This window comes from Phenylobacterium sp. (assembly GCF_035569475.1).
Taxonomy (GTDB): domain Bacteria; phylum Pseudomonadota; class Alphaproteobacteria; order Caulobacterales; family Caulobacteraceae; genus Phenylobacterium.
Genome location: NZ_DATMNA010000019.1, coordinates 1 through 25303 on the forward strand (window position 1 = coordinate 1; position 25303 = coordinate 25303).

General features: G+C 69.8%; 27 protein-coding genes and 3 pseudogenes. 15 read left to right on the forward strand and 15 right to left on the reverse strand.

The genetic code is table 11. From position 1 onward, the window contains the following. From VNW53_RS02655 to VNW53_RS02680, 6 genes and pseudogenes are all read right to left on the reverse strand, one after another. Positions 1 to 391, reverse strand: a pseudogene (locus tag VNW53_RS02655) (glutamate 5-kinase); the annotation flags it as partial. Next, positions 388 to 1443: a GTPase ObgE gene (gene obgE / locus VNW53_RS02660; protein WP_325553458.1), complete on the reverse strand. Its 1056-nt coding sequence runs from the start codon at positions 1441 to 1443 to the stop codon at positions 388 to 390. The pseudogene VNW53_RS02655 and the gene obgE, both read right to left, overlap by 4 nt. A gap of 169 nt (positions 1444 to 1612) precedes the next feature. Then, complete coding sequence (locus VNW53_RS02665; protein ID WP_325553459.1) at positions 1613 to 2134, reverse strand: GNAT family N-acetyltransferase; 522 nt, start codon at positions 2132 to 2134, stop codon at positions 1613 to 1615. 141 nt (positions 2135 to 2275) lie between these two features. After that, complete coding sequence (gene rpmA / locus VNW53_RS02670; protein WP_325553460.1) at positions 2276 to 2548, reverse strand: 50S ribosomal protein L27; 273 nt, start codon at positions 2546 to 2548, stop codon at positions 2276 to 2278. A 160-nt stretch (positions 2549 to 2708) separates the two neighbouring features. Beyond that, a pseudogene (rplU, locus tag VNW53_RS02675) lies at positions 2709 to 3254 on the reverse strand (50S ribosomal protein L21); the annotation flags it as partial. A gap of 147 nt (positions 3255 to 3401) precedes the next feature. Next, positions 3402 to 3860, reverse strand: a complete 459-nt coding sequence (locus VNW53_RS02680; protein WP_325553462.1) for a DUF4145 domain-containing protein — start codon at positions 3858 to 3860, stop codon at positions 3402 to 3404. Positions 3861 to 4459: 599 nt separating this feature from the next. Here VNW53_RS02680 and VNW53_RS02685 point away from each other — a divergent pair. The 3 genes and pseudogenes from VNW53_RS02685 (at position 4460) to VNW53_RS02695 (ending at position 6126) form a co-directional block, all read left to right on the forward strand. Beyond that, a complete protein-coding gene (locus VNW53_RS02685; protein WP_325553464.1) occupies positions 4460 to 4855 on the forward strand; it encodes a VOC family protein in 396 nt (131 codons plus the stop codon). Between the two features lie 281 nt (positions 4856 to 5136). Further along, positions 5137 to 5622, forward strand: a pseudogene (locus VNW53_RS02690) (FxDxF family PEP-CTERM protein); the annotation flags it as partial. Positions 5623 to 5748: 126 nt separating this feature from the next. Beyond that, entirely contained in the window at positions 5749 to 6126 is a 378-nt protein-coding gene (locus VNW53_RS02695; protein ID WP_325553468.1) for a DUF5367 family protein, read from the forward strand. Here the strand turns inward: VNW53_RS02695 and VNW53_RS02700 are convergent. Then, positions 6123 to 6278 (reverse strand): hypothetical protein, encoded by a 156-nt coding sequence (locus VNW53_RS02700; protein ID WP_325553470.1) that lies wholly within the window; start codon positions 6276 to 6278, stop codon positions 6123 to 6125. The two genes, VNW53_RS02695 and VNW53_RS02700, sit on opposite strands and share 4 nt — an antisense overlap. 222 nt (positions 6279 to 6500) lie before the next feature. Between VNW53_RS02700 and VNW53_RS02705 the strand changes: the two genes are divergently transcribed. Both VNW53_RS02705 and VNW53_RS02710 read left to right on the forward strand, forming a co-directional pair. After that, a complete protein-coding gene (locus VNW53_RS02705; RefSeq protein WP_325553471.1) occupies positions 6501 to 7622 on the forward strand; it encodes a hypothetical protein in 1122 nt (373 codons plus the stop codon). Positions 7623 to 7704: 82 nt separating this feature from the next. Then, positions 7705 to 8901: a DUF2252 family protein gene (locus tag VNW53_RS02710; protein ID WP_325553472.1), complete on the forward strand. Its 1197-nt coding sequence runs from the start codon at positions 7705 to 7707 to the stop codon at positions 8899 to 8901. A gap of 7 nt (positions 8902 to 8908) precedes the next feature. Here the strand turns inward: VNW53_RS02710 and VNW53_RS02715 are convergent, their stop codons facing one another. Beyond that, on the reverse strand, positions 8909 to 11107 hold the full coding sequence (locus tag VNW53_RS02715) for a PAS domain-containing hybrid sensor histidine kinase/response regulator (protein ID WP_325553473.1): 2199 nt from the start codon (positions 11105 to 11107) through the stop codon (positions 8909 to 8911). 260 nt (positions 11108 to 11367) lie between these two features. Here VNW53_RS02715 and VNW53_RS02720 point away from each other — a divergent pair, with 260 nt between their 5' ends. After that, a complete protein-coding gene (locus VNW53_RS02720) occupies positions 11368 to 12111 on the forward strand; it encodes a hypothetical protein (protein WP_325553474.1) in 744 nt (247 codons plus the stop codon). Positions 12112 to 12118: 7 nt separating this feature from the next. Here VNW53_RS02720 and VNW53_RS02725 read toward each other — a convergent pair whose 3' ends face one another. Both VNW53_RS02725 and VNW53_RS02730 read right to left on the reverse strand, forming a co-directional pair. After that, entirely contained in the window at positions 12119 to 12580 is a 462-nt protein-coding gene (locus tag VNW53_RS02725) for a nuclear transport factor 2 family protein (RefSeq protein WP_325553476.1), read from the reverse strand. Positions 12581 to 12585: 5 nt separating this feature from the next. After that, positions 12586 to 13653: a prolyl oligopeptidase family serine peptidase gene (locus VNW53_RS02730; RefSeq protein ID WP_325553477.1), complete on the reverse strand. Its 1068-nt coding sequence runs from the start codon at positions 13651 to 13653 to the stop codon at positions 12586 to 12588. 259 nt (positions 13654 to 13912) lie between these two features. On the opposite strand from VNW53_RS02730, the gene VNW53_RS02735 reads away from it, so the two are divergent. Continuing rightward, positions 13913 to 15328 carry a M28 family metallopeptidase gene (locus VNW53_RS02735; RefSeq protein WP_325553478.1) on the forward strand — a complete coding sequence of 472 codons (1416 nt, stop codon included), beginning with the start codon at positions 13913 to 13915 and terminating at the stop codon, positions 15326 to 15328. A 24-nt stretch (positions 15329 to 15352) separates the two neighbouring features. On the opposite strand, the gene VNW53_RS02740 is transcribed toward VNW53_RS02735, so the two are convergent. Then, positions 15353 to 15538 (reverse strand): hypothetical protein, encoded by a 186-nt coding sequence (locus VNW53_RS02740; RefSeq protein WP_325553479.1) that lies wholly within the window; start codon positions 15536 to 15538, stop codon positions 15353 to 15355. A 165-nt stretch (positions 15539 to 15703) separates the two neighbouring features. Here VNW53_RS02740 and VNW53_RS02745 point away from each other — a divergent pair, with 165 nt between their 5' ends. The 8 genes from VNW53_RS02745 (at position 15704) to VNW53_RS02780 (ending at position 22485) form a co-directional block, all read left to right on the forward strand. Continuing rightward, the gene (locus VNW53_RS02745) at positions 15704 to 16273 is read left to right on the forward strand and encodes a surface-adhesin E family protein (protein WP_325553480.1); all 570 of its coding nucleotides are present in this window, start codon (positions 15704 to 15706) and stop codon (positions 16271 to 16273) included. A gap of 2 nt (positions 16274 to 16275) precedes the next feature. Further along, positions 16276 to 16755 carry a 23S rRNA (pseudouridine(1915)-N(3))-methyltransferase RlmH gene (rlmH, locus tag VNW53_RS02750; RefSeq protein WP_325553481.1) on the forward strand — a complete coding sequence of 160 codons (480 nt, stop codon included), beginning with the start codon at positions 16276 to 16278 and terminating at the stop codon, positions 16753 to 16755. Further along, positions 16756 to 17640, forward strand: a complete 885-nt coding sequence (locus tag VNW53_RS02755; protein WP_325553482.1) for a murein hydrolase activator EnvC family protein — start codon at positions 16756 to 16758, stop codon at positions 17638 to 17640. 97 nt (positions 17641 to 17737) lie between these two features. Next, positions 17738 to 19123, forward strand: coding sequence for a S41 family peptidase (locus VNW53_RS02760; protein ID WP_325553484.1), 1386 nt, complete (start codon positions 17738 to 17740; stop codon positions 19121 to 19123). A gap of 115 nt (positions 19124 to 19238) precedes the next feature. Then, positions 19239 to 19943, forward strand: coding sequence for a PEPxxWA-CTERM sorting domain-containing protein (locus tag VNW53_RS02765; RefSeq protein WP_325553485.1), 705 nt, complete (start codon positions 19239 to 19241; stop codon positions 19941 to 19943). A gap of 98 nt (positions 19944 to 20041) precedes the next feature. Next, the gene (locus VNW53_RS02770) at positions 20042 to 21172 is read left to right on the forward strand and encodes a divergent polysaccharide deacetylase family protein (RefSeq protein WP_325553487.1); all 1131 of its coding nucleotides are present in this window, start codon (positions 20042 to 20044) and stop codon (positions 21170 to 21172) included. 63 nt (positions 21173 to 21235) lie between these two features. Continuing rightward, positions 21236 to 21727, forward strand: a complete 492-nt coding sequence (locus VNW53_RS02775) for an RNA pyrophosphohydrolase (protein WP_325553489.1) — start codon at positions 21236 to 21238, stop codon at positions 21725 to 21727. Next, a complete protein-coding gene (locus VNW53_RS02780; RefSeq protein WP_325553491.1) occupies positions 21724 to 22485 on the forward strand; it encodes an alpha/beta fold hydrolase in 762 nt (253 codons plus the stop codon). Before VNW53_RS02775 ends, VNW53_RS02780 begins: the two co-directional genes overlap by 4 nt. Here the strand turns inward: VNW53_RS02780 and VNW53_RS02785 are convergent. From VNW53_RS02785 to atpD, 4 genes are all read right to left on the reverse strand, one after another. Further along, complete coding sequence (locus VNW53_RS02785; protein WP_325553492.1) at positions 22469 to 22717, reverse strand: CBU_0592 family membrane protein; 249 nt, start codon at positions 22715 to 22717, stop codon at positions 22469 to 22471. The genes VNW53_RS02780 and VNW53_RS02785 overlap by 17 nt on opposite strands. Further along, on the reverse strand, positions 22714 to 23424 hold the full coding sequence (locus VNW53_RS02790; RefSeq protein ID WP_325553493.1) for a hypothetical protein: 711 nt from the start codon (positions 23422 to 23424) through the stop codon (positions 22714 to 22716). Before VNW53_RS02790 ends, VNW53_RS02785 begins: the two co-directional genes overlap by 4 nt. A 91-nt stretch (positions 23425 to 23515) precedes the next feature. Further along, the gene (locus VNW53_RS02795; protein WP_325553495.1) at positions 23516 to 23779 is read right to left on the reverse strand and encodes an ATP synthase F1 subunit epsilon; all 264 of its coding nucleotides are present in this window, start codon (positions 23777 to 23779) and stop codon (positions 23516 to 23518) included. An 8-nt stretch (positions 23780 to 23787) separates the two neighbouring features. Beyond that, positions 23788 to 25296 (reverse strand): F0F1 ATP synthase subunit beta, encoded by a 1509-nt coding sequence (gene atpD, locus VNW53_RS02800; protein ID WP_325553497.1) that lies wholly within the window; start codon positions 25294 to 25296, stop codon positions 23788 to 23790. Between the last annotated feature and the right edge of the window lie 7 nt (positions 25297 to 25303).

The window sequence follows — 25303 nt, forward strand, 5'->3', positions numbered from 1 at the left end:
CGCCCAGGGCCAGCAGGGTCTCGACGGTCGCCCGCGCGTTCAGCCAGCGGCGGCGCACCTCGGTGTCGTCCCGGGTCAGCAGCACCTGGGCCGCGGCGATGCCGTGCGGCTCCAGGGCCTCCTCCCAGGCGCGCATCAGCCCCGACTGGCCCGCTGCGGCGGCGGCCTGCTTCTCGGGCAAGGTCAGGGCGCGGCGCGTCAGCTTCAGCCGCCGGCGGCCGAGCGCCACCGCGCCGGACGAGACCACCAGCACCTGCTGGCCGCGCGCGCGCAGCCGCGCCACGTCGGCGGCGAAGGCGCCCAGCCAATGGGCGTCGGCGCCGTCCTGGCCGACCAGCAGGGCCGAGCCGACCTTGACGACGATCCGCTTCGCTGAGGCGAGGCCGGTCACGGCGCCCAGTCCGCCGGGGCCTCGCCGCCGTCGGCGATGGCCTGCGCGGCCGCCTCGCCCTTCCGTTCACGGACCAGCGCATAGGCCTCGCGCAGCAGTTCCGTCACCCCTTCGCCGGACACGCCGGAGACTTGGCGCACCTTGGCGCCGGAGGCCTTGGCCAACTGCTTGGCCTTGGCCTTGCGGGCTTCCTTGTCGAGGGCGTCGACCTTGGAGAGCACCAGGAACTCGGTCTTGTCGGCCAGTTCCTCGCCATAGCTTTCCAGCTCATGGCGCACCGTCTTCCAGGCCTCCACCACGTCGTCCTGGGTGCCGTCCACCAGGTGGATCAGGGTCGCGGTCCGCTCCACGTGGCCCAGGAACCGCACGCCCAGGCCCGCGCCCTCGCTGGCGCCCTCGATCAGGCCGGGGATGTCGGCCAGGATGAACCGCTCGCCCACCGACAGGTCGACCATGCCCAGGTTGGGGGCCAGCGTCGTGAACGGATAGTCGGCGATCTTCGGCTTGGCGGCCGAGGCGGCAGCCAGGAAGGTCGACTTGCCGGCGTTGGGCAGGCCCACCAGCCCCACGTCGGCGATCAGCTTCAGGCGCAGCCAGATCCACTGCTCCTCGCCGTCCTGGCCGGGATTGGCGTAGTGCGGCGCCTGGTTCACCGGGCCCTTGAAGTGGGTGTTGCCGAAGCCGCCGTTGCCGCCTTTCAGCAGGCGCACGCGCGTCCCGGCCTTGTCCAGGTCGAGCAGCAGGCTTTCCTTGTCCTCGGCGAACACCTGGGTCCCCACCGGCACCCGCAGCACCGCGTCGGCGCCGTTGTGCCCATGGCGGTTGCGGCCCATGCCGTGGACGCCGGTCTCGGCCTTGAAGTGCTGGTGGTAGCGGAAGTCGATCAGGGTGTTCAGGCCCTCGACCGCCTCGATCCAGACGTCGCCGCCCTTGCCGCCGTCGCCGCCGTCCGGGCCGCCGTACTCGATGTACTTCTCCCGCCGGAAGGACACCGCCCCGCCGCCGCCGGCGCCGGACTTGATGTAGATCTTGCACTCGTCGAGGAATTTCATGGCGTCAGGGCCTTAGCACGAACCACCGAGGCGCGGCAGCGCCCCTCCACCCTTCGGACCCCCCTCTCCCGGGCGCGGGGGAGGTTTTTGGCCCAGTCGCCCTCGACCTCCCCCGCGTCGGCGGGGGAGGGGGACCACCAAGTGGTGGAGGGGGCGCTGCGACCGAGCCTCACGCCAGCCACACCATCATCCGCGTGGGCGCCGCCGCGCCGCCGCGGGCCACACAGGGGCGGCGCTCCACGTCGCCGGTGTAGAGGAAGCCCGCCTTGCAGAGCACCTGGCCGGCCGCCGGGTTGTCGGCGAAGTGGCCGGCCACCACGACCGACCTGCGCCAGTCGCGCTTCACCCAGCGCAAGGCTCCGCGCACCGCCTCGGTGGCGTAGCCCCGGTTCCAGAACGGGCGGCCCAGGCAGTAGCCGATCTCGGTGCGCAGGCTTCGCTTGTGGTCGAAGCCCAGCAGGCCCACCACGCCGAAGCTGCGGTGCTCGATCACGAACCGGGCCTCGCCCAGCCAGTCGCAGGCCTGCGCGCGGCGGATCCACGCCTCGGCGTCGTGGAGGCCGTAGGGATGCGGCATGGACGTGGTCATCCCGGCCACGTTGAGGTCGTTGGCGAAGCCGGCGATCGCGGGCGCGTCGGTCGTCACCGGACCGCGAAGGATCAGCCGCTCCGTCGAGACGACGGGGGTCACGTCAACTGCGCACATATCCTTGCCTCCCGGCCCTCTGAAGGGGCCCAAAACGAAAGCGGGGAGCCGGTTGCTGACCGGACTCCCCGCTTAGGTTCGTCAGTCCGGTTCAGCCCGTAGGCGAACCGGAGAAAGGCGGTTGGCCTACTTGGTCTTGTTGTCGTCGCCGACCATCACGTTCACGTAGGTGCGGTTGTCCCGCTTGGTGGTGAACGACACGGCGCCCGTGGCGGTGGCGAAGAGGGTATGGTCGCGACCAAGACCCACGTTGTCGCCCGGCCAGAACTTGGTGCCGCGCTGACGCACGAGAATATTGCCGGCGAGCACCGCTTCGCCGCCGAACTTCTTCACGCCGAGGCGCTGGCCGGCGGAGTCGCGCCCGTTGCGCGAGGAACCGCCTGATTTCTTGTGAGCCATGGTGCTCTCCTAAATCCCTTAGCCGGCCCTACTTGGCCGACTTGTCCTTCTTCGGGGCGGCGGCGGCCTTCTTCGGCGCAGCAGCCTTCTTCTCAGCGGCCGGGGCCGCCGTCTTGGCTTCGGCCTTCGCCTTGGGCGCGGCGGCCTTCTTGGCCGGCTCGGCCTTGGCTTCGGTCGCCGGCGCGGCGGCTTCAGCCTTGGGCTCGACCTTCGCCTTGGGGGCGGCGGCCTTCTTGGCGGCCGGCGCGGCGGTCTTGGAGACCTGGACCTTCCTGGCCGCGGCGGCTTCGCGCTGGGCCTCGGGGCTGACGAAGACCAGGCCGCGGGCGCGCGCGTTCAGCTCGCCCTTGGTGGTCAGATCGACCTTGCCGTCCCACTTGGTTTCCTTGCCGTCGGCGCCGGTGACGCCAATCACCCGCAGCACGGTCTCGGTCTGGCGGTGGCCCTTGGTGCGGCGATAGCCCTGGCGGCGGATCTTCTTGAAGATCTTCACCTTCTCGCCCTGGCGGGTCTCGACCAGCGTCGCGGACACCGAAGCGCCGGCCACCGTCGGGGCGCCGACCACCACGGCCTCGCCCTCGCCCACCATCAGCACCTCGCCGAAGGCCACATTGGCGCCCGGCTCACCAGCCAGCTTCTCGACGACCATCAGGTCGCCAGGAGAAACCCGGTACTGCTTGCCGCCGGTCTTGATCACCGCGTACATCGTTCGCGCCTTCAAAATCACTGTGTATGTGCAAAACGGAATGCGCCCGCGAGGGACCCGCGAGCGAAGAGCGGCGGACTTATACGGATCGGGCGCGCGGTGTCAACGAATGGGTGGGGAGTTCTATCGATCTTGATTGACCCTCAACTAGCTGCCTTTTGGCTTTCGGAGGGCTCGAAGGCGGGCGACTAGGTCGGCGTACTGATAGACCGCCTTTAGGAGTTCCTTCGCGAGTTCCACCGCCAGCCGAGACTCGGATTCTCCGATCTCGTCATATAGCTTCGCTTCAATATGCGCCGCGTCATTTCCCAGCAGGCGAAGCTCGTCGGCAGCGTCGAGGAGTTCCGAAGGCACCACGATATTTTGGCCCAAATTTGTGAGCCGCTCTTTCAGATTTGAGCCCGTCGCCTTTCGATCTTCACAGAGCTCTTCGAGTACACGACGCACCATCAGGGCGGTCGCCTTATAAGCACCTGCGGCCTGACAAGCCACGGCCTCCTCCAGAGAGGACAAGATCGGCGCAGGGAGATTACTGGCGTCGAAATCTATTGTTTCCGCCGGGAATACAGCTCTCAAGGCTCCAGTATGATCGGCCGAAATGAACAATACCCTCCTACATTCTTGGTTTGGACAAACTCGAATTCCAACGCGGGCCATTTCTGTTTCGCTTGGAAAAACAAGATCCTGCAATCCAATACCGCCAAAGGTTCCTTCGCGCCGGCAGGCCGGACATCTAACATTCGCGGGAGTTACACCGATGGCGTTTCCGGATCCCCTAATTTTGGGTGTCAGCAACTGACGTTTTCCTCTTCAGTGGCCTAATCCTCGCGCGTCGCCGGGTGTTCTCGCCTTCGCCAAGAATCTTTGCAACCAACACCTCTCCATAAATTCCATGGCCAGCATTCTGCCTTGGGGCCTCGGCTTCTCAAGGACCGGGCTTTGCCCGGCCGCCCCGCGGCGCGCCAGGGGCGCGTCCTTGACAAGCCGAGGCCCCAAGGCTCGCATCAACCATGGGATTTATGGGCGGCCAGCCCTCTTAAAGAGGGCAGGACAGCACGCTTCAGGCCCGGTCGCCCGCGCCCCCTCCGTCTCGCCGCCGGGCGGCGATCCACCTCCCCCGCTTCGCGGGTGAAGAGCTTGGGCGGGCGGCCGCGCGGACCCTGGCGGACGTTGCCCGGGCCTCACGCCAGCTCTACGTCTCGCCGATGGATAACGACACCCACCTCCGCATCGCGCGGCCCAGCGACGACCTGGACGCCCTGCTGCCCTTCTATCGGGACGGGCTCGGGCTGAACCTGCTGCTTCGGTTCGAAGGCCATGAGGGCTTCGACGGCATCGTGCTCGGCCGCGAGGGCTGCCCGTATCACTTCGAGTTCACCCACGCCAAAGGCCACCGGGCCGGGCGAGCCCCTACGCTGGACAACCTGCTGGTCCTCTACATGCCCGACGAGGAACGATGGCGTCAGGCCATCGAGAAGATGGGCCGCGCCGGCTTTCCTCCGGTTCCGTCATTCAATCCCTACTGGGATCGTCAGGGGCGGACCTTCGAAGACCCCGACGGCTACCGCGTCGTGCTCCAGCGGGGGTCATGGACGTCCTGAGCTCGTCTGTTGAGTTCGGTCGCCGCGCCCCTATTTCCCGGCGCCTCCAAACAACGCGCAATTCACGCGCTGTAATAAATTCCCCTGAGACGGGAAATCGGGAGATCTTTTCCCGTAATAAGTGGCCGATTTATCGAATTTCCGAATCCAAAATCCAACTGCGGCGAAATATTGATGACGGCGGGAACCTGACGGGACAGCGGCCTGTTAGGGCGCAGTAACCAAAGCTGGGATCTCAAAAAATGAAAACCTTTTTAGCCGCCGCCACCGTGGCTGCGGCGATGCTCGCCGGCGCGACCACCGCCGGCGCCGCGCAGTTCGTAACCTGGTCGCCGGTGAACCCCGACGGCTCGTTCAGCGGCAATTTCGGCGACACCGGCATCACCACGCCGACCTTCACCGACGTCTTCGACTTCACCCTGCCCACCGGGTCGTCGAGCTTCACCGTGAACTCGACCTTCACCGACAACCCGAGCAACAACATCAACTTCACCACCGTCACGTACAACGGCGCGGCCTTCAGCATCATCTCGCAAGGCCAGAACGAGTTCCGCGCCCTGAACGGCGTCAGCGTCGCCGCCGGCGGGCCTCAGCACCTCGTGGTGTCCGGCACCTCGGGCGGCAGCGGCTCCTACGACGGCGTCATCTCGTTCTCGCGCGTCACCGCCGTGCCGGAACCGGCCGCCTGGGCCCTGATGATCATGGGCTTCGGCGGAGTGGGCGGCATCGTGCGCTCGCGTCGCCGCCAGGTCGCGACCGCGGCCTGATCCCTTCGCTCGACGCTCTAACCACCGTCATGGCCGGGCCTGCCCCGGCCATGACGGATTGGGGTGTCGTGCTTCGACGGTCAGCCCGAAACCTGTCAGGGTCCTCCGCGACTGCGGGGGACCCACATGACATCGCGCGAGACCGCCGGCCTGGCCCTGCTGGGCTTCGGCATCTGGCTTTCCGGAGCCGTGACGTTCCGGCTGGGCGGACGCCTGATGCTGGAAAGCGGCCCGATCGCCCTCGTCCTCAGCGCGCTCGGCATAGCCCTCAGCGTCTGCCTGCTGCTGCGCGCGACGATGGACTGGCGAAGGATCGCGCCCGCCCAGTCGGTGGCCGTGGCCGTGGCCATGACCCTGCCGGGCCTGTTCGGCGACGTGGCCTATGTGCTGGGGTTCTCGCAGCTCAGCGGCCTGCAACCCGCCACGGTCGGCGCCTACGCGGCGGTGGTGATTTTCGGGACCGCCGTTCTCTATGCCTACGCCCTGGTCCGCGCGAGGACCTAGGATTCCGCCTTCGGCGCCGGGGTTGGGGCCGGGGTAAAGCCGGTGACGTCGGGGTCGCCCACGACGATCACCGCCGGCCGGCCCTTGATCGGCTGGGCCATCAGGGCGTCGATCAGGCGGGCGGTTTCGGGGTCGAGACGGGAGGCTGGCACAGGGTTGGATTCCTTCGGCTCCATGATCTTCACAACGGCGGGCCGCGACGAGCGTTCCCGTTCATCTGTCGGCTATCCGACAGATAAGGCAGGGTATTCAGGGCGCGGTCCCTGCGACAAAGCCGCGGCCGCCCTTCGCCTTAACGGTCCTTTCGGGTTTGCATGGGATGCAAGAGGCGTCAGAGCTGCAGAAGCAGTTCGCACCAGACCGGACGGTCCGACGTGGCGGGTTTGAACGAGCGCATCTACCGCAGCTTGCGCGGTCTCGAAAAGACCGCCTCCACCAGCCGCGTTCTGAACCTGGCGGCGCTGGCCGTGCGCCACGCCGGCAATCCCGAACATGCCGCGGCGCCGATCTTCAAGAGCCCCGTGCTGAACGGCTCGGTGGTGCTCAAGCACCGCCTGCGCGTCGACGAGACGGACCTGTTCGACGGCCTGACCCGCACCGCCACCAAGCTCATCGTGCCCTTCGACAGGGCCGACCTGTCGCTGGGCGGGCGCACGGTCTTCGTGGGTGAGAAGGGCTGGCTGCCGATCCTCGAGGAGTTGCGCGGCGGCGCCGACGAGATGATCCGCGACGCCGAGATTCTCGAGGCCATCGACCAGCTCCCCTCGCTCGACCCCTTCCTGCTGCGCGAGCACCTGAAGCGGCGCGGCTATGAGATCAGCTCGACCCACTTCGACATCTCGCCCGGCGACGTGGACAAGATGCAGCGCTTCGTGGGCGGCGAGATCGCCCGCCTGATCGAGCTGGCCTATGGCGGCGCGGGCTCCGGCGGCGCCACCACCCGCCTGGTCGACGCCCTGCTGTCCTCCAAGACCGACGAGCGGCTGGAGCCGCTGCGCCTGACCCTGCAGCTCGAGGGCGAGAGCTACCGCGAGGGCATCTTCAGTTGGAAGGGCTTCCTCTATTACAAGTGGGTGCTGAACAGCCTCTGGCCGAAGCTCAGGGAAGTGCTGATCGAGGTCATGAAGCTGCGGGTCATCGGCCCGCGCGACCGCGACCTGATGGTGCTGATCGACGAAATGAAGCTGCGCCTGCGCACGGCCATGGAGGCCCAGGTCAAGGCGGTCATGGGCTATCTGAAGGCCTATGACGCGGTGTTCCTGCAGCTCACCGAAGGCAACGCCGCGGCGTTCCGCGACTTCCTGCTGGCCTCGCCGGAGATGTTCATGGCGCTCGGCGAGGGCGCCGGCACGCTCAGCCACGTGGCGACCTTCTGGCGCTACCGCTTCCCGCCGGGCAAGCCCCTGATGGCGACCATGGGCGAGATCCTCGAACTCCTGCAGGACTTCGAGTCCGGCCTAGGCGCCGAGCCGCACCCCCTGAGCTACGCGGCCTAAACGCCAAGCCCTCTCGAGCTCTCCCCCGCCGGGCGCGGACTTCCGGGAGGAACCTTCGGCCTGAGCTCCGGCTTCCGCAGGGATGGCCAAGCTCCCCGCGCCCGACGACCGCGCCGCCATCCTGCGCGACGCCCAGCGGCTGAAGATGACCCGTTCGGCCCACGCCTATGTGCGCGGCTCGACGGCGAGGTTCTACGAGTGGCTGCAGGAGGCCGGCGGCAAGGTCCCGCAGGGGCCCCAGGTCTGGATCTGCGGCGATTGCCATTCCGGCAACCTCGGCCCGATCTCGAGCGCCCGCGGGCAGGTGGCGGTGCAGATCCGCGACCTCGACCAGACGGTTATCGGCAATCCGGCCCATGACCTGATCCGGCTGGGACTGTCGCTGGCCACCGCCGCGCGCGGCTCGAACCTGCCCGGCGTCACCACCGCCCTGATGGTCGAGCACATGGTCGAGGGCTACGAGGCAGGCCTGGACGGCGAGACCCTGGCGCCGGACGAGGAGACCACGCCCAAGCAAGTGCGGCGCGTCCTCAAGCAGGCGCTGCGCCGCCGCTGGAAGGACCTGGCGCGCGAGCGGATCGAGGACGCCAGGCCGACGATCCCGCTCGGCAAGCGGTTCTGGCCGCTTTCCGAAGCCGAGCGCGCGGGGCTGAAGGGCCTGGCCGGCGAGGAAGGGCTGCGCAAGCTGGTCACCGGCCTGCAGCACCGGCCCGACGACTCGCCGGTGGAATTCCTCGACGGGGCCTACTGGATGAAGGGCTGCAGCTCGCTGGGGCGCCTGCGCTACGCCGTGCTGGTGGGCGTCGAGGCCGAGGGCGGCGGCCTGGAGACGGTGCTGATCGACGTCAAGGAGGCGACGCCGGCGGCCGCCCCCAGCGCGCCGGGCGCAAAGATGCCGGCCGACAACGCCAGGCGCGTGGTGGCCGGCGCGCGGGCGCTCTCCCCGTTCCTCGGGCGCCGCATGCTGGCGGGAAAGCTGCTCCGGCGATCGGTGGTGATCCGCGAACTGACGCCGCAGGACCTGAAGCTCGATATCGAGCGCCTGAGCCGCGAGGAGGCGGTGCGCGCCGCACATTACCTGGCCCTGGTGGTCGGCCGCGCCCATGCCCGCCAGATGGACGCCTCGACCAAGGCCGCCTGGCGCGCCGAACTGGCCCGCAACCGCTCGGCCACCCTGGACGCGCCCTTCTGGCTCTGGTCGGCCATCGTCGAGCTGATCCAGAGCCACGAGGCCGCCTACCTCAACCACTGCCGCCGCTACGCCCTGCAGGCGGCGTAGGGCCGGATCAGGCTGCCTGGTCGTCGAGGCTGCGCGCCGCCTCGCCCTGGGCGATCACCTGGGCGATTTCCGACAGCATGGCGCCGGGCGAGATCGGCTTGGCGACCACCCCGTTCATCCCCGCCGCGATATACTCCGCCCGCTGGTGGACCATGACGTTGGCGGTCAGGGCGATGATCGGAACCCGGGCGGCCGGGCCGGCCAGGGCGCGGATGGCGCGGGTGGCCTCGACCCCGTCCATGTGCGGCATCTGGACGTCCATCAGGATCAGGTCGTAGGCGCCGAGGCGCGCCGCCTCGAGGGCCGCAAGCCCGTCCTCGGCCTCGTCGACGCCGGCCCCCAGGCGGGTGAGCATGGTGCGCGCGACCAGCCGGTTGGTGGGATTGTCCTCGGCCAGCAGGATCCTGACGCCGTCGAGCACGCCCGCCTCCGCCGGCGCCGCCCCGGCCGCCGCGGCGGCCGGCGCCTCGAAGGCCATCCGGAAGGTCGATCCTTCGCCCTCGACGCTGGAGAAGGTGATCTCGCCGCCCATCATGCGGGTCAGGGCCTGGGTGATGGAAAGGCCAAGCCCCGTGCCCCCGAACCTGCGCGCGGTGTTGCCCTCGGCCTGGCGGAAGCGTTCGAAGAGGTGGCTCTGCGCCTCGGCGCTCATGCCGATGCCGGTGTCCTCGACCTCCAGCGCCACGCGCCGGCGGCCCCCGCCGGAGGCGGCCACAGCCAGGCGCGCGGTGATCCGGCCCCGGGCCGTGAACTTCACGGCGTTGCCCAGCAGGTTGAACATCGCCTGGCGCACGCGCACCGGGTCCGCTTCGATCCAGAGGTCGCCGCCCTCGATCTCGCAGGTCAATTCGACGCCCTTGGCCCGCGCCTGTCCGCCAACCAGGGTGATGACCGCGCCCAGCGCCTCGCCCGCCTGCATCGGCTCGGGCGCCATCTCGAGCTGGCCGGCCTCGATCTTCGAGAAATCGAGCACGTCGTTCAGCAACTGCGAGAGCATCCGTCCGCAATCTTTGGCGTGGCGGATCAGCTCGCGGCCCTCCGGCGAGATCGGCTCGCGGTCCATGAGGTGCAGCGCGCCCAGGACGCCGTTCATCGGCGTGCGGATCTCGTGGCTGACGTTGGCCAGGAACTCGGCCTTGGCGCGGTTGGCGGATTCCGCCTCGGCCTTGGCCTCGACCAGGGCGGCTTCAGCGACCATCTGTTTGGTGACATCGCGGCTGACCTCGATGACGCCGACCGGAACGCCGTCCTCGCAGACCAGCTTGGCGTTGGATTGGACCCACACCCAACTGCCGTTCTTGTGGCGCACCCGAACCGCCACCACGACGGACTGCGCGGGGTCGGCGAGCAACAGGTTGATCGCCGCGGTGACAACCTCCTCGTTGTCGGGGTGATGGAGGGCGCGCTGAACGGTTCCGATCAGCTCCTCGGGACGGTAACCCAGCATCGCCAAGCATCCGGGCGAGATGTATTGGAGCCTGCCGTTGATGTCGCTGCGGGTGATGACGTCGGTGACGTTCTCGGCGAGAATCTCGAAGTTGCGCAGGCTCTCATTGATGCGCCGCTGGGACTGCTGGACCGAGGGCGAGGCGACCGCCCGCGCGAGGCCGAAGATCGCGCTGAGGCCCAGCATCAGCCAGACCGGCAGCATCTGGCGTCCGTCGAGGGCGCCTGCCGGGCCGACGACGGCCAGCGCGGCCATCGCCGGCGCCATGCCCGCCGCCAGAAACACGATCGGCGTATTGTGGAACAGCAGGATCATCAGGACGCCGACCGCCATCAACATGGCCGCGGCCGCCGCGTGGCCTTCGGTCGTCCCCGCCTGCCACCACAGGGCGGCGAGCAGCAGCCGCCAGAGGGTTATCGCCGCATAGCTGGCGACGAAGTTGGCGCGCACCCGCCCATCGATGGCGCGTCCCGGCGGGCGTGGGCGGCTGGCGAACCAGCACCAGGCCTCCAGCGCCATGGCCGCCGCCGCCCAGGCGGCGCACACCGGCGAGGGCAGGATGAGGACGCCTATCAGCGCGGCCAGCAGGGTCACCGCAACCCTTGCCGCCGTCACATCGTGAACAGCGACGGCGACGTCGTCCAACTGGGTTTCCCGGCTGCGAGCCCGCGGCGTGGCCGCCCAAGCGATCATCTCCACGGCGCGCGCGGCCAGCGGTTCGACCCGCGCGCGAGGGCCGTTGCGGTCGGCGGCGATCAAGGGAACATCTCTCACCCGCCCACCTTGGCCGCCGCGGGCTAACGCAATGGGTAGATGCGGGTGCGACAAATGGGCTCGGTCAGGATCGGCGGTCCGGGGTCCCTTCGGCCCACGGGGCCCCTAGGCGAGCGGCCTCGCTCGGCGTAACCTAAGGGTGAGGGGCGGCTCTGGGAGCTGTCATGATGCGTAGTCTGGGGGCTGGCGGGGTGCTTCTCACCTTGGCCGGCGCGGCGGTTGCGGGACCGTCGTTTGGAGCAGGCTTGGAAGCGTCGGCCTGGGCGATCACGCCCGAGGACGCGGCTTGTCACACCGATCTCGAACTGGTCTCGCGGTCCGGCGCCATCGCGCCGATCGCCCTGATTTCCGACGGCGAGCACGTGGCCCTGCGCTTCGCCAAGGAGGGCGTGCCGAGCCAGGCCTTCCTGCCGATCCGCGTCGACGGCCGGCCCTTCGCCAACCTGGTGCAGCGCACCGGCGAGGAGGGCCTGGCGGTCATGAACCTCAGCGACGAGACGCTGGCCGCCCTGCGCCGCGGCAGGACCCTGCAGGTCGCCTGGCTGGCCGACGAAGCGGTGAGCGCCTCGCTCAGCGGGGCGGGCCAGGGAATCGCCGACCTGAAGGTTTGCGGCGCGCAGGTCGCCGGCCAGCGCCGGGTCCGCGAAGCCGAGCTCGACGCCCAGCGCAGCCGCGCCCAGACCGAGGCCCGCGCCAAGGCCGTGGCCGACGAGCAGTTGGCCGCCGCCCGCGCCCAGACCGCCGCCGCCGAGGCCGAGCATCAGAGGGTCGCCGCCGAGGCCCAGCGCGCCCAGGCCCAGGCCGACGAACTCTCCGCCGAGGCCGAGCAGACCCGCCAGCGCATGCTCGCCGACCAGGAGCGGCAGCGGGCGGCCGCGGCGCAGCAGGTCTACTATGGCGGCGGCGGGCCCTACGGCTACGCGCCGCCCCAGCCGCAGGCGCCTCCGTCGCCCTACGGCTACTACCCGCGCTACTACTATCCGCGCTGACGCCCGGTCAGGCCGGCGGCGGCACGCGGGCCGAGTGCAGGAACTCCATCCGCCAGGCGCCGTCGCGCCAGCCGAACACCGCCGACTCCAGCCAGGTCACCGGCTGCAGGGCGCCGGCCTTGCCCGAGGCGCCGGTGTTGACCCAGGCGACCCAGGCCTGGTCGCAGGCCAGGTGGACGTCGAAGTCGTGCAGGTTCCACTCGATCCTGACGCCGGAGGCATGGGCGCCCTTCACCAGCTCGCCAAGCGCCAGGCCCGCGTATTTCTTGCCGCCGTCATAGGCGTAGAAGCCCGGCGCCTGGATCTTGCCGAGTGCGGCCAGATCATCGCGCCGCCCGGCGTCGAACCAGGCCCGCACGACCGCCTCCACGGCAGGACCCGACCCTTTCGGGGCGCAGGCGGGCGTGGCCTGGACGGACCCGGCGGCGAGGGCGGCCGCCAGGCCGAGCGGGAGGGCGTGGCGCGGCATCGAGGTCATCCTTCAGGATAGTGGTCGGCGAAGCGGCCGAGCTTGCAGGCGTAGCCCTCCGGCGGCGGGGTCAGCTTGAAGTTCGCCGGATCGCTGCCCTTGGGGTGCGAGGCCAGCGTCTTCAGCGCCCAGGCGTTGAAGGCCTGGGTGTTGGCCTGGGGCCACATGTGGCCGTGGCGGGCGCTGCAGGCGACGTGGACCACGGCCTTCTGGGCGCTGAAATAGTTGGAGGCGGCCTGGGTGGTCGGCCGGTAGTCCGAGCAGAGCCCGAGCGGCGGGCCGCAGTCCCACAGGTCCTTTTCGCCGCCCCAGACGGTGATCACGATCATCGGGTCGAGCTTCGCCCTCAGCGGATAGGGCCCGACGCGGCCCTGGAAGACCTTGTGGGGATCGCCGGCGACATAGGCCCTGGCGTCGTTGAAGCTGAGCGGGAAGCCGTCGTCCTTGCTGACATACCACTCGCCGGAGATCGGCAGGCCGCCGGCCCAGAAGTCGGAACGGAAGGTGAGCGCCCGGTTGGTCATCGTCCCGCCGGACGAGATGCCGCCCAGGTAGATCCGCTTCGCGTCGACGGGGAAGGCCTTGGCCGCGCACGTCACCGCCGCGATCAGGAAGGTCGAGTCCGAGCCTTGGTCGGTCTTGAACCGGTCCCCGGCCGGCCCCGCCGCGCGGCCCTCATGCCAGGGGTTCCAGTTCCAGCCGCCGTGGCCGGGACCGTTGCAGGCCCCGGCCTTCAGGTTGGGGTCCTGATCGGCGCATTCGCGGACCGGGCCGATCACCAGGAAGCCCTGCTTGGCCATCAGCGAGGTGGCCCCGCTGCGCGGGACGGTCAGGTTGTCCATGGTGGATTCCACCGAGCCGGTCAGCGGCACGAACACCGGCGCGGGACCGCTCGCACCCTCCGGCGGATAGACCAGGAAGGCGCGCTTGACGCCGGCGTGCGGGAAATCGGTGTTGAGGCCGGCGTGGACAACGTAGCCGTCGGGGCAGTCGCCTTTCAAAGCGGCTGCGTTGGCTGAACCCGCGAGCGCCCACGCCAGACCCGCCGCGAATAGTCCGATCCACTGGCGCATCCGGCGCTACCCCGCGTCTATTGGCATTCGTCAGAATGCGACTGGCCTTGAGGCCCATGGCCAGATTGGAGCTTTGGGGCCTGGCCGGGTCAAGGACGGCCTCTTCGGGCCGCCGCTCCGCGGCGAGCGCAAAGCGCTCGTCCTTGACGCGGCCAGGCCCCAAAGCATTCTCGCGACCATGGACTTAAGGGCTCCTCCCCTTGCGCCCGCCTGGGAGTACGGCGAAGGTCGCCCCGCCTCAGTCCGGAGCCTCCCCGCCTTGCGTCACATCCTCCCCGCGCTCACCGCCGCCGCCGTCCTCGCGTCAGCCCTCGTCGCCACCGCCGCGTCCGCCCAGCCTTCGCCCACCGAGCACGCCCTGCTCCATGCGCTCGCGGCCGAGGTCTCGCCCGACCAGCAACACGCCACCATCGCCAAGCTGGTGTCCTTCGGCACTCGCCACACGCTCTCCGACACCAAGTCCGACACCCGCGGCATCGGCGCCGCGCGGCGCTGGGTCGCCTCGCAGTTCGCGGCCATGTCCAGAGATTGCGGCGGCTGCCTGACCGTCGAGACCCCCTCGGAGGTGTTCACCGGCCGTCGCGTGCCCAATCCCACCGAGGTCATGGACGTGCTGGCCATCCAGAAGGGGACCACCGACCCGGGCCGGGTGATCGTCATTTCCGGCCACATGGACAGCCGGGTCACCGACGTCCAGAACTTCACGTCCGACGCGCCGGGCGCCAACGACGACGCCTCCGGGACCGCCGCGGTGATCGAAGCGGCGCGGATCCTTTCGAAGCACAAGTTCCCCGCCACCCTGGTGTTCGCCGTGCTGTCCGGCGAGGAGCAGGGCCTCTACGGCGGCCACGTGCTGGCCGACTATGCGACCAAGCAGGGCTGGCGCGTGGAGGCCGACCTCAACAACGACATCGTCGGCAATTCGGAAGGCATCAACGGGGTGCGCGAGACCACCCGCGTGCGGGTCTTCTCCGAGGGCACCAAGAGCGTCGAGACCGCCGCCGAGGCCGACCGGCGCCGTTACAACGGCGGCGAGGTGGACTCGCCCTCGCGCCAGATCGCCCGCTACATGGACGGCCTGGCCGGGACCTATCTGGGCAACTTCAAGGTGACCATGGTCTACCGCACCGACCGCTTCGGCCGCGGCGGCGACCAGACCGAGATGATCAAGGCGGGCTTTCCCGCCGTGCGCGTCACCGAGGCCAACGAGAACTACAACCGCCAGCACCAGGACCTGCGCACCGGGAACGGGATCAAGTACGGCGACGTGATCGAGGGCGTCGACTTCGCCTACCTGGCCAATGTCACCCGGGTGAACGTCATCACCATGGCCTCGATGGCCATGGCGCCGGCCCCGCCGACCCACGTGGACATCTCCGGCGCGGTCTCGGCCGATACGACGGTGAAGTGGCGGCCGGCGGCGGACGCCCAGCGCTATCGGCTCTGGTGGCGCTCCACCACCGACCCGCAGTGGCGCTTCAGCCGCGCCGCGCCGCCCACCGGCCAGGCGGTGCTGAAGGACGTCAACATCGACGACTGGTACTTCGGGGTCAGCGCGGTCAGCCCCGACGGCTGGGAAAGCCCGGTGGTGTTCCCCGGCGCGCCGGGCAGTTGGGCCCACGAGGACGCGCCCCCGGCGCCCGCGGCCCCGGGCACGCCCGGCTCGAAGCCCTAGAAGGGCGACGCCCGGGCCGGGCGCTTACGGCACGTGGTGGTGATGGTGGTGGTGGGGCGCGTGATAGACCGCGCGGTGGCGGCTCACGCGGTGATGCGCCCGCTGATGGGCGACGGCATGGCGGTGGCTGTGGTGCGCCGTCCGCGCCGAGGCCATGCCGGCCGACGTGGCGAGCACCGCGACGGCGAGCGCCAAGGTGACGAGTTTCACGGCTTGTCTCCCAGTTCTGGTATGTCCGAATCAGGACGCGGACGCCCTCAAGGCTACGCCCCCAGACGGTTGCTACAATCTTACGGCCGGACGGCGGTAAGCTGGATTCTCGGCGAAAGCGGCGGCTCTGTCCCGGCGCTGGCAGGATGGAGCGAGACGACGGCGATGGTCCCGCGAGCTTGGCTGATCCTGGCGCTGGCCGCGGCCGGCGTCTGCGCAGGAGCCCCGGCCGGCGCGGCGGTCTACGCCATGGTGCGGGCCGACCCTGACGCCATCACGGTAATGGACCCATCCGCCGTCGAGGCCGTGCCGGGCGCCGCCGAGCTGCGCCGCGCCTACAGCGTCACCGTCCAGAAGAACCTGGTCTCCGGCGGCCCGCAGCACCCGGGCTATGTCCGCACCCTCAACGAATATGACTGCGCCGGGCGCCGGGTCCGCTGGAAGAGCTTCTCGGTCTATTCGCGGTTCGGCGACCTGGTGATCCACAAGGACAACCCCGACGAGGCCTGGGCGCCGACCCCGCCGGGCAGCGAGGCGGAGGCCTCGACGCGGCTCGTCTGCGACCACGCCAACAAATGGGCCGGCATGGCGGCGACTTCGCTCAGCCAGCTCGTCATAACCCTGATGCAGGCCTGGGACGACGCCGCGCCGCTGCCGCCCTTGCAGCCGGTCAGGCCGGCGCCGCTGAAGACGCCGCCCGGCAAGGCCGCCCGCAAGGCGGCCAGGACCTCCTGAGCGTGAAGATCACCCTCCTCGCCGTCGGCAGGCTCGCCCGCTCGCCCGAGACCGAACTGGTGAAGACCTATGTGGAGCGCGCGACCAACGCCGGCCGCGCGCTCGGCCTGGGCCCCGTCGAGGTGGTCGAGGTCGAGGCCCGCAAGCCCGGCAAGGCGGCGGAGGCCGAGGTGCTGAAGGCCTACCTGGCCGACGCCTCCCAAGGAGAAAAATGGGTGATCGCCTGCGACGAGCACGGCGCCGCGCGGCCCTCCCGCGCCTTCGCCGAGGAGATCGCCGCCCTGCGGGACCGCGGCGTGCGGCGGCTGGTGTTCGTGATCGGCGGGGCCGACGGCCTGGACGGCGAGCTGCTGGCCGGCGCCAACGGCAAGCTCGCCTTCGGGCCGCAGACCTGGCCGCACGCCCTGGCCCGCGCCATGCTGGCCGAACAGGTCTATCGGGCGGTGACCATCCTGGCCGGTTCACCCTATCATCGGGACTGAATGCAGCGCGCCCTGATCCTGCCCGCCTCCCTGGCCGCCCTCGCCGCCATCGCCATCGGGGGCGCGGTCGCCGTGGCGGCCACCGGCGAGCGCCTGGCGCGGCTCAACGTCGAGGAGACCCAGCTTTCCGTCGAGCAGACCCGCAACATGGGCCAGCTCGCCCGCCTGCTGTCGGTGCTTGAGATGCTGAAGCGGGACCCGCCGCCGGCCCTGCTGGTCAGCCCCCGGGACGCCAAGAACGCCGTGCGCGCCGCCATCCTGGTCAAGGCCATGACGCCGGACCTGCAGGCCCGCGCCAGCGGCTACGCCCACGAGGCCGGCGAGATGATGCGCCAGCGGCGGCTGGCCGCGGTCGAGAGCGAGGCCCTGTTCACCAACGAGAGCGCCCGCGCCGACGCCACGCCTCCGCCGCAGGGCCCACCGGCCCTGCGCGGCCCGCTGGCGCCGGGCCTCCCCGAAGCGGCCATCACCCCGCCGCAAAGCCTCTCTAATCCGACAACCGGTCCGATCGTGCGGCGGTTCGGCGAGGCCCTCGCCAGCGGCGGCCGCGCCAACGGGATCACCTTCGCCGCCGCCGGCGGAGCCCGCGTCACCAGTCCCGGTCCGGGCTATGTGCAATATGTAGGCCCCGTGAAGGGATGGGGCGTGATCTTGATCTTAAGACTGGCGGGTGGATACCATTTGGTGCTTGCTGGTCTTGACCGCGCCTCCGTCTCGGTCGGGCAATCTGTCGCGGCGGGAGACGCTGTCGGATTCATGCCCGATGGCCGACAATCGCCAGGCTCGGGCGAGAAGGGCGAAAAGGGCCCCAGGGAACTCTACCTGGAGGTTCGCGAACAAGGCGCTCCTGTCGATCCGGGGCGCTGGCTGAACAAAGCGGGCTGAGCGGGCTTTATGCGAGGCCGCTTGAGAGTGGGCCGCGTATCATCAAGCGGACGTCTGTCCAGTCTGGGCGGGCCCGCAAGGGAGCCTACGGCAGGCGATGAAGAAGTACCTCCTGATCGGCGTTTCGGCTTTCGTGCTCGGCGCGGGCTCCATGGCCTATGTCAGCCAGCACGCCATGGCCGCGGCCACGCCCAAGGCCAATACCTACCGGATGCTGGGCCTGTTCGGCGACGTGCTGGACATCGTCGAGCGCCAGTACGTGGCCCCCGTGGACGACACCAAGCTGATCCACGCCGCCCTCGACGGCATGCTGACCTCCCTCGACCCGCACTCCAGCTACCTCGACCCCGAAGGCTTCGACGACATGCGCGACCAGACGCGCGGGGAGTACGGCGGCCTGGGCCTCGAAGTCACCACCGAGGACGGCGTGGTGAAGATCATCTCGCCGATCGACGAAACCCCGGCCGCCAAGGCCGGCCTGAAGCCCGGCGACTACATCACCGCCGTCAACGGCGACAGCGTGCTGGGCCTGTCGGTCACCGACGCGGTCAAGCAGATGCGCGGCAAGCCCGGCGAGACGGTGACGCTCACCATCGCCCGCGAGAAGTCCGACCCGTTCGACGTCAAGCTGACCCGCGAGATCATCAAGCAGAAGACCGCCGTGGCCCGGCTCGACGGCGACTACGGCATCCTGCGGGTCTCCGGCTTCAACGAGAAGACCACCGACGAGGCCACCGCCGCCTTCAACGAGATCAAGGCCAAGAACCCCCACATGAAGGGGCTGATCCTGGATCTTCGCCGCAATCCGGGCGGCCTGCTCGACCAGGCGGTCGGCATCTCCGACCTGTTCCTGCAAGGCGGCGAGATCGTCAGCCAGCGCGGCCGCGATCCGCGCGACGTGGAACGCTACAACGCCCACCCCGGCGACATCACCAACGGCCTGCCGATGGTGGTGCTGATCGACTCCGGCACGGCCTCGGCCGCCGAGATCGTCGCCGGCGCCCTGCAGGACCGCAAGCGCGCCGCGATCGTCGGCCTGACCAGCTTCGGCAAGGGCTCGGTGCAGACGGTGATCCCGCTGCGCGGCGGCATGGACGGGGCGCTCAAGCTCACCACCGCGCGCTACTACACGCCCTCGGGCCGCTCGATCCAGAAGACCGGCATCGAGCCCGACCTGGAGGTCGCGGCCACCAAGGACGAGGCGCAGGAGATCGCCAACCGCGCCTTCGGCTTCTCGGAAGCCTCCTTCAAGAACGCGCTGAACGCCGACGAGGGCAAGGTCCGCAAGGCCGCCCACACCCCGGCCGAGGCGCCGCCCGAAGGCTTCGACGTCAAGAAGGACTTCCAGATGGCCCGGGCCGAGGACGTCCTGAAGTACGGTTCGGTCGCCGCCACGCCGAAGCTGGCCGCGCCCACCGCGCGCCTGGCCGGCATCCTGTCGAAGGCCAAGGTCGCCGAGGTGAAGGCCCCCACGCCCAAGTAGCAGAGCCCGGCGGCAAATTCGCGCACCAGGCGAAGCTTGTTGGCGCGCGGCTTGCATCCGTGGCTATAGGGCTAACGTATCTTAGGGATACAGGCCCCTGGGGAAGGGCGATTCGATGCTTAGGCGTCTGCTGACGTGCGCGGCTGCGGCCCTGGCGATGAGCCTGGGCATGACGGCGGCTGCCGGCGCCGCGGTCATCAACTTCGACACCCACACCACCTACACCTCGGCGGGCACAAGTTTCGCCGAAGGCGGCATGACCTTCCAGGGCTACGAGCTCTACTTCGTGCCCCCGGACTCGATGATGACCACGCCGTCGGCGTTCGACAGCACCATCACGACGCCGATCATGGCGACGTGGTACGAGCCCTTGACGATGCAACTCGCCAGCGGCGCGGCCTTCGACCTGCAGACGATCTCCATGGGCCTGGGCTGGTACAACCTGCCTGGCGGCGACAGCGAGACGATCACCGGCGCGAAGGCGAACTGCACGGATGACGGGTCGGGTTCCTGCACGGTCAGCGACACCTTCCAGGTCGGCTACAGCTTCCAGACCTACAGCCTCACGCCGGACTTCACGGGCCTGAGCTCTGTGACCTTCGGCGCGATGACGACGCAGATCACCACCGATCAGGACGGCGCCCCGTTCCCCTATTCCGGCTGGATCGGCTACGACAACATCACCTTCACCTCGCCGGGCGAGGTGGGCGAGCCCGCGCCGGAGCCCGCCGCCTGGAGCCTGCTGATCCTCGGCTTCGCCGCGGTCGGCGGCCTGATGCGCGGCCGCCGCCGCGCTCCAGCCCTCGCCCGCGCCGCCTGAGCCCCCTTCTCCGATCAGCGGCCCCTCCCTTTCTGGGACGATGAGAAGTCTCCGTTAACCCTGTTTTGGGACTCTCCTGGCCGAGGAGCACCCGAGCCGTGGCTACGATCGCACTTCCCCGCCTGTCCTTTCCGACCTTCGGCCGCGCCCAGCTCATCGGCCTGGCGACCAACCGCTACGTCGGCCTCGCCGCCGCAACCCTGCTGCTGGCCGCCGCGGCGTTCGGCGTCGTCAAGGCTCTGGGTCCGGGCGGCCCCGGCGCGGGCGTCGTCCGCGTTCCCCTGTCCGGCGTGCTCGCCCACGCCCCGCAGGGCTGGCGCGAGACGCTGAGCCCCCTGCACGGCCCCGCCCGCATCAGCCAGGACGTGATCCGCCTGTCGGAGCAGCCGCTGGCGCCCTTGACGTCCGGCGCCTGGAGCCGCCCGGACAGGCTCCTCCCGCCGCCGCCGCCCGGCGCGCCCTTGCCCGTGGCGCCGATCGCCGGCTTCTTCGCCCCCGGCCCCGCCGGGCCGCTGCCGATCATCGCGCCGGACGGCCGCACCCCCTTCGAGGCCTACCGCCGGCCCTTCGTCCCCAATGGGCGGCCCAAGGTGGCCCTGGTGATCGGCGGCCTCGGCCTCAACGCCCGCGCCACCCAGCAGGCCATCGAGACCCTGCCGGGCGAGGTGACGCTTTCCTTCAGCCCGTACGCCGAGGGCCTGCAGGGCTGGATCGACATGGCCAGGGCCCACGGCCACGAGGCGCTCCTGGAGACGCCCATGGAGCCCGTGGACTATCCGGACAACGACCCTGGCCCCTACACCCTGATGGCCAACGGCCAGGCGCCGGACACCGTCAAGAAGCTGGAATGGGTGCTGTCGCGCGCCACCGGCTACTTCGGGGTCACCAACTACCTGGGCTCCAAGTTCCTGGCCTCCGACGGCGCCTACCAGACCTTTTCCGCCGCCCTGCGCGGCCGCGGCGTAGCCTTCGTCGACGACGGCTCGGCCGCCCATCGCGGCGGCAAGGGCCTGGTGCGCGCCTCGGCCGAGCGGGTCATCGACGACCAGCTCAACCAGACCGCCATCGACCAGCAGCTCGTCGCCCTGGAGGCTGCGGCCCTGCAGCGCGGCCAGGCCGTGGGCGCCGGCTTCGCCTATCCGGTGACCCTGGAAAAGGTGGCCCAGTGGTCGCGCTCGCTCGCTGACCGCGGCTTCCAGCTCGCCCCGGTTTCGGCCTTCGCGCACTGAGCCGCCGGCGACGCGCCGTTTCAATTCAATCGCAACGGCAGATGCTCTAGAACATCCGGGCGCATGACCCAGGACCTGGAACTCTATCGCCCGAACGTCGGGGTCGTCCTGTTTCACCGGGACGGCCGGGTATGGCTGGGCCGCCGCGCCAACACGCCCGGCCCGCACAACTGGCAGTTCCCGCAAGGCGGGGTCGATCCGGGCGAGGACCTGGAAACCGCCGCCCGCCGCGAGCTGGCCGAGGAGACCGGGGCCGTGGCCGCGACCTTCCTGGGCCGCACCCATGACTGGGTGGCCTACGACTTCCCGCCCGGTCACGGCGGGGCCAAGGCCCTGCGCGGCTGGAAGGGGCAGAAGCAGGTGTGGTTCGCCTTCCGCTTCGAGGGGCAGGACGACGACTTCAACCTCGACGCCCACAAGCCGCCGGAATTCGACGCCTGGCGCTGGGCCTTCCTCGAAGAAGCGGCCGAACTGATCGTGCCCTTCAAGCGGGCCGCCTATGAGCGCGTGGTGGCCGCCTTTGGACGCTTCGCCGCGCCGCGTGGGGTGGAATGACCGCCATTGTGATGGTGCACGGCGCGTTTTGCGGCGGCTGGGCCTTCGACCAATTCCGCGAACCGTTCGAGGCCGCCGGCTTCGAGGTGATCGCCCCTGACCTGCGCGGCCACGAGGACGGGGCGCGGGGCGCCGCCGTGGTGGGCGTCTCCATGTCCGACTACGCCGCCGACATCGCCCGCCTCTGCGCCGAGCAGGCCGAGCCGCCGATCCTGCTGGGCCATTCCATGGGCGGGCTGGTGGCCCAGCTCGCCGCGCGCCGCGCCGCGATCCAGGCGCTGGTCCTGCTGGCGCCCTCGCCGCCGTGGGGCGTGGTGGGCTCCAGCTTCGAGGAGGCCGCCACCGCCTTCGGGGTGCAGATGATCGGCCCCTTCTCCTCCGGCGCGCTCTCGCCGGACCGCGGCCTGATGCGCGCCTACAGCCTCGACCGGATGCCCAAGCCCGAGCGCGAGGCCGCTGTGGCCAGGCTCCGGCCGGAAAGCGCCATGGCGGTGCGCGAGACCCTGAACTGGTGGCTCGATCCCTTCATGACCACCAGCGTCGGCCCCGGCGCCATCGCCGCCCCGGCCCTGGTGATCAGCGGCCAGGGCGATGTGGTCCACTCGCCGGCCACCGCCCGCGCCGTCGCCGAGCGGATCGGCGCGGCCTTCCAGGTGATGCCGGGGATGAGCCACTGGCTGGTGGGCGAGCCCGGCTGGGACGTGGTGGCGCAGACGGCCCTGCGCTGGCTGGCCGAGGAACTCAGCCTCGCCGCGTGAGCGCCAGGCGGGCCAGGCCGATCAGGGCGACCAGGGCCCAGGCGCCCTCCATCACCGTCGACGACAGGTTGAAGTTGGCCAGCAGCAGCGAGGCGAGGATTCCGCAGGCGCCCACGAAATTGGCGAGGAGCGACCAGAACCCCTTGGGGTCCAGCCGCCCGAGCGCCGCCCCGGCGTAGGCCACCAGGATCATGAGGACGCCGGCGAGACCCGCGGCGTCGGTCCAGCTCATCCGAGCTTGCGTTCCTGGTAGAACAGCTCGCCGGTCGAATATTTGGCGTTCAGCGAGCTGTCGTCAGGCTTGGTCCAGGTGGAGAAGTTCACCGCCGTGGAGTTGGCCGCGTCGAAATGCTCCCAGGACTTCCGCACGCGCTTCACGCCGTCGGGGTCCACGGCCACGTAGTTGGCCTGCAGGATCAGTTCCGGCTGGTGCAGGAAGGACCAGACGTTGATCGCGCTGACGATCGGCTTGTCCTCGCCCACCGCGTAATGCACCTCGCCGCGGCAGACGTCCTTGTTGGAGCCCGGCGGCTGGATGGTGATGTTGTAGTCCTTGTTCGCGCCCAGCGGCATGGTCCAGGTGTTGTCGCGGCGGTTCTTCTTCAGGCCGAAGGTCGCGGCGTTGGCCTTGGCGATGTCGTCGAGGTTGCCGCCGCGGACCAGCGGCACGCAGATCTTCTCGATCACCGCGATGATGGTCGCGCCGTCGCCGCTGGTGGGCAGGCTGGGCGGCGGCTCGGCGGCGGCGGCCGGGGCGGCGGGCGCCGCGGCGTCCGCGGGCGGGGTGGCGGCCGGCGCGGCGGGGGCCGCCGTCGGAGGGGCCGGGGGCGCCGGAGCCTGCGCCGCCGGAGCAGCCGGCGGGGCGGCGGGCGTCTGGGCCTCGGCGACGGACACCAGGGCCGTGGCGGCGATCAGGCTGGCGAGGACGGCGGTACGCATCTTAAGAGTTCCCCTGACTTTTCAGCGCGCCATAGAACGGGACCACGGCGTCGGAAGCAAGACATCCCGGCAGCTAATTTACAACTATAAATCAGACTGCCTCAATCGCGTGCTCGGCGAGCACGGTGAAGCCGTCCGGCGTGACATCGGCGAAGCCGCCGCGCACGTCATAGACGGTGATCTGCCCGTCATTATGCACCGTGACCGGGCCTTCGCGCAGCGCCGTCATGAACGGGGCGTGGCCGGCCAGCACCCCGAAGTCGCCCTCGGAGCCTGGCGCGTCGACCTGGTCCACGAGCCCGGAAAAGAGCTCGCGCTCCGGCGAGACCAGCGAGAAGTGGAGCTTGTCGGCCATCTGATCCCTTACGCTTCCGCCGCCAGTTGCTCGGCCTTGCGGACCGCGTCCTCGATGGTGCCGACGTTGTAGAAGGCGGCTTCCGGCAGGTGGTCGTATTCGCCGTCCACCACCGCCTTGAACGAGCGGATGGTGTCTTCGAGGGACACGAAGATGCCCGGCATGTTGGTGAACTGCTCGGCCACGTGGAACGGCTGCGACAGGAACTTGGAGATCTTCCGGGCGCGGGCGACCGTCAGCTTGTCCTCTTCCGACAGCTCGTCCATGCCCAGGATGGCGATGATGTCCTTCAGCGCCTTGTAGGCCTGCAGGGTCTCCTGCACGCGGCGCGCGACATTGTAGTGCTCTTCGCCGATCACCAGCGGGTCCATGATCCGGCTGGTGCTATCCAGCGGGTCCACGGCCGGGAAGATGGCCTGGGCGGCGATGTCGCGGCTGAGCACCGTGGTGGCGTCCAGGTGGGCGAAGGAGGTGGCCGGCGCCGGGTCGGTCATGTCGTCGGCGGGCACGTAGATGGCCTGCACCGAGGTGATCGAACCCTTGTTGGTCGAGGCGATCCGCTCCTGCAGGTTGCCCATCTCGGTGGCCAGCGTCGGCTGATAGCCCACGGCCGAGGGAATGCGGCCCAGCAGAGCCGACACCTCGGCGCCCGCCTGGGTGAAACGGAAGATGTTGTCGATGAAGAGCAGCACATCCTTGCCCTCTTCGTCGCGGAAGTACTCGGCCTGGGCGAGGCCGGTCAGCGCCACGCGGGCCCGCGCGCCCGGAGGCTCGTTCATCTGGCCGTAGACCAGGGCGCACTTGGAGCCCTCGCCGCCGCCCGGCAGGTTCACGTTGGACTCGATCATCTCGTGATAGAGGTCGTTGCCCTCGCGGGTGCGCTCGCCGACGCCGGCCAGCACGGAATAGCCGCCGTAGGCCTTGGCGATGTTGTTGATCAGCTCCTGCATGGTCACGGTCTTGCCGACGCCGGCGCCGCCGAACAGGCCGGTCTTGCCGCCCTTGGTGTAGGGGCAGAGCAGATCGATGACCTTGATGCCGGTGACGAGCACTTCCGCCGATGTCGCCTGTTCGGCGAAGGTCGGCGCCTCGGCGTGGATCGGGCGATGGAACGGCGTGGTGATCGGACCGCCTTCGTCCACCGGATCGCCCACGACGTTCATGATGCGGCCGAGGGTGGCCGGGCCGACCGGCACGGTGATGCCCGCGCCGGTGTCGGTCACCTCCTGACCACGGACCAGACCCTCGGTGGTGTCCATGGCGATGGTGCGCACGGCGTTCTCGCCCAGGTGCTGCGCCACTTCCAGCACCAGGCGGAACGGCTCGCCGGTCTTCTGGTCGGTGTTGGTGGTCTCCAGGGCGCTGAGGATCGGCGGCAGGTGGCCGTCGAACTCGACGTCGACCACGGCGCTGATCACCTGCACGATGCGGCCCTTGGGCGCGGTCGCGGTCGCGCTCGTCATCGGCTCGGCGGAAGCTTTGCGGGCGGCGGGCTTCTTGGCGGGGCTGGCGGCCATGGGTCGG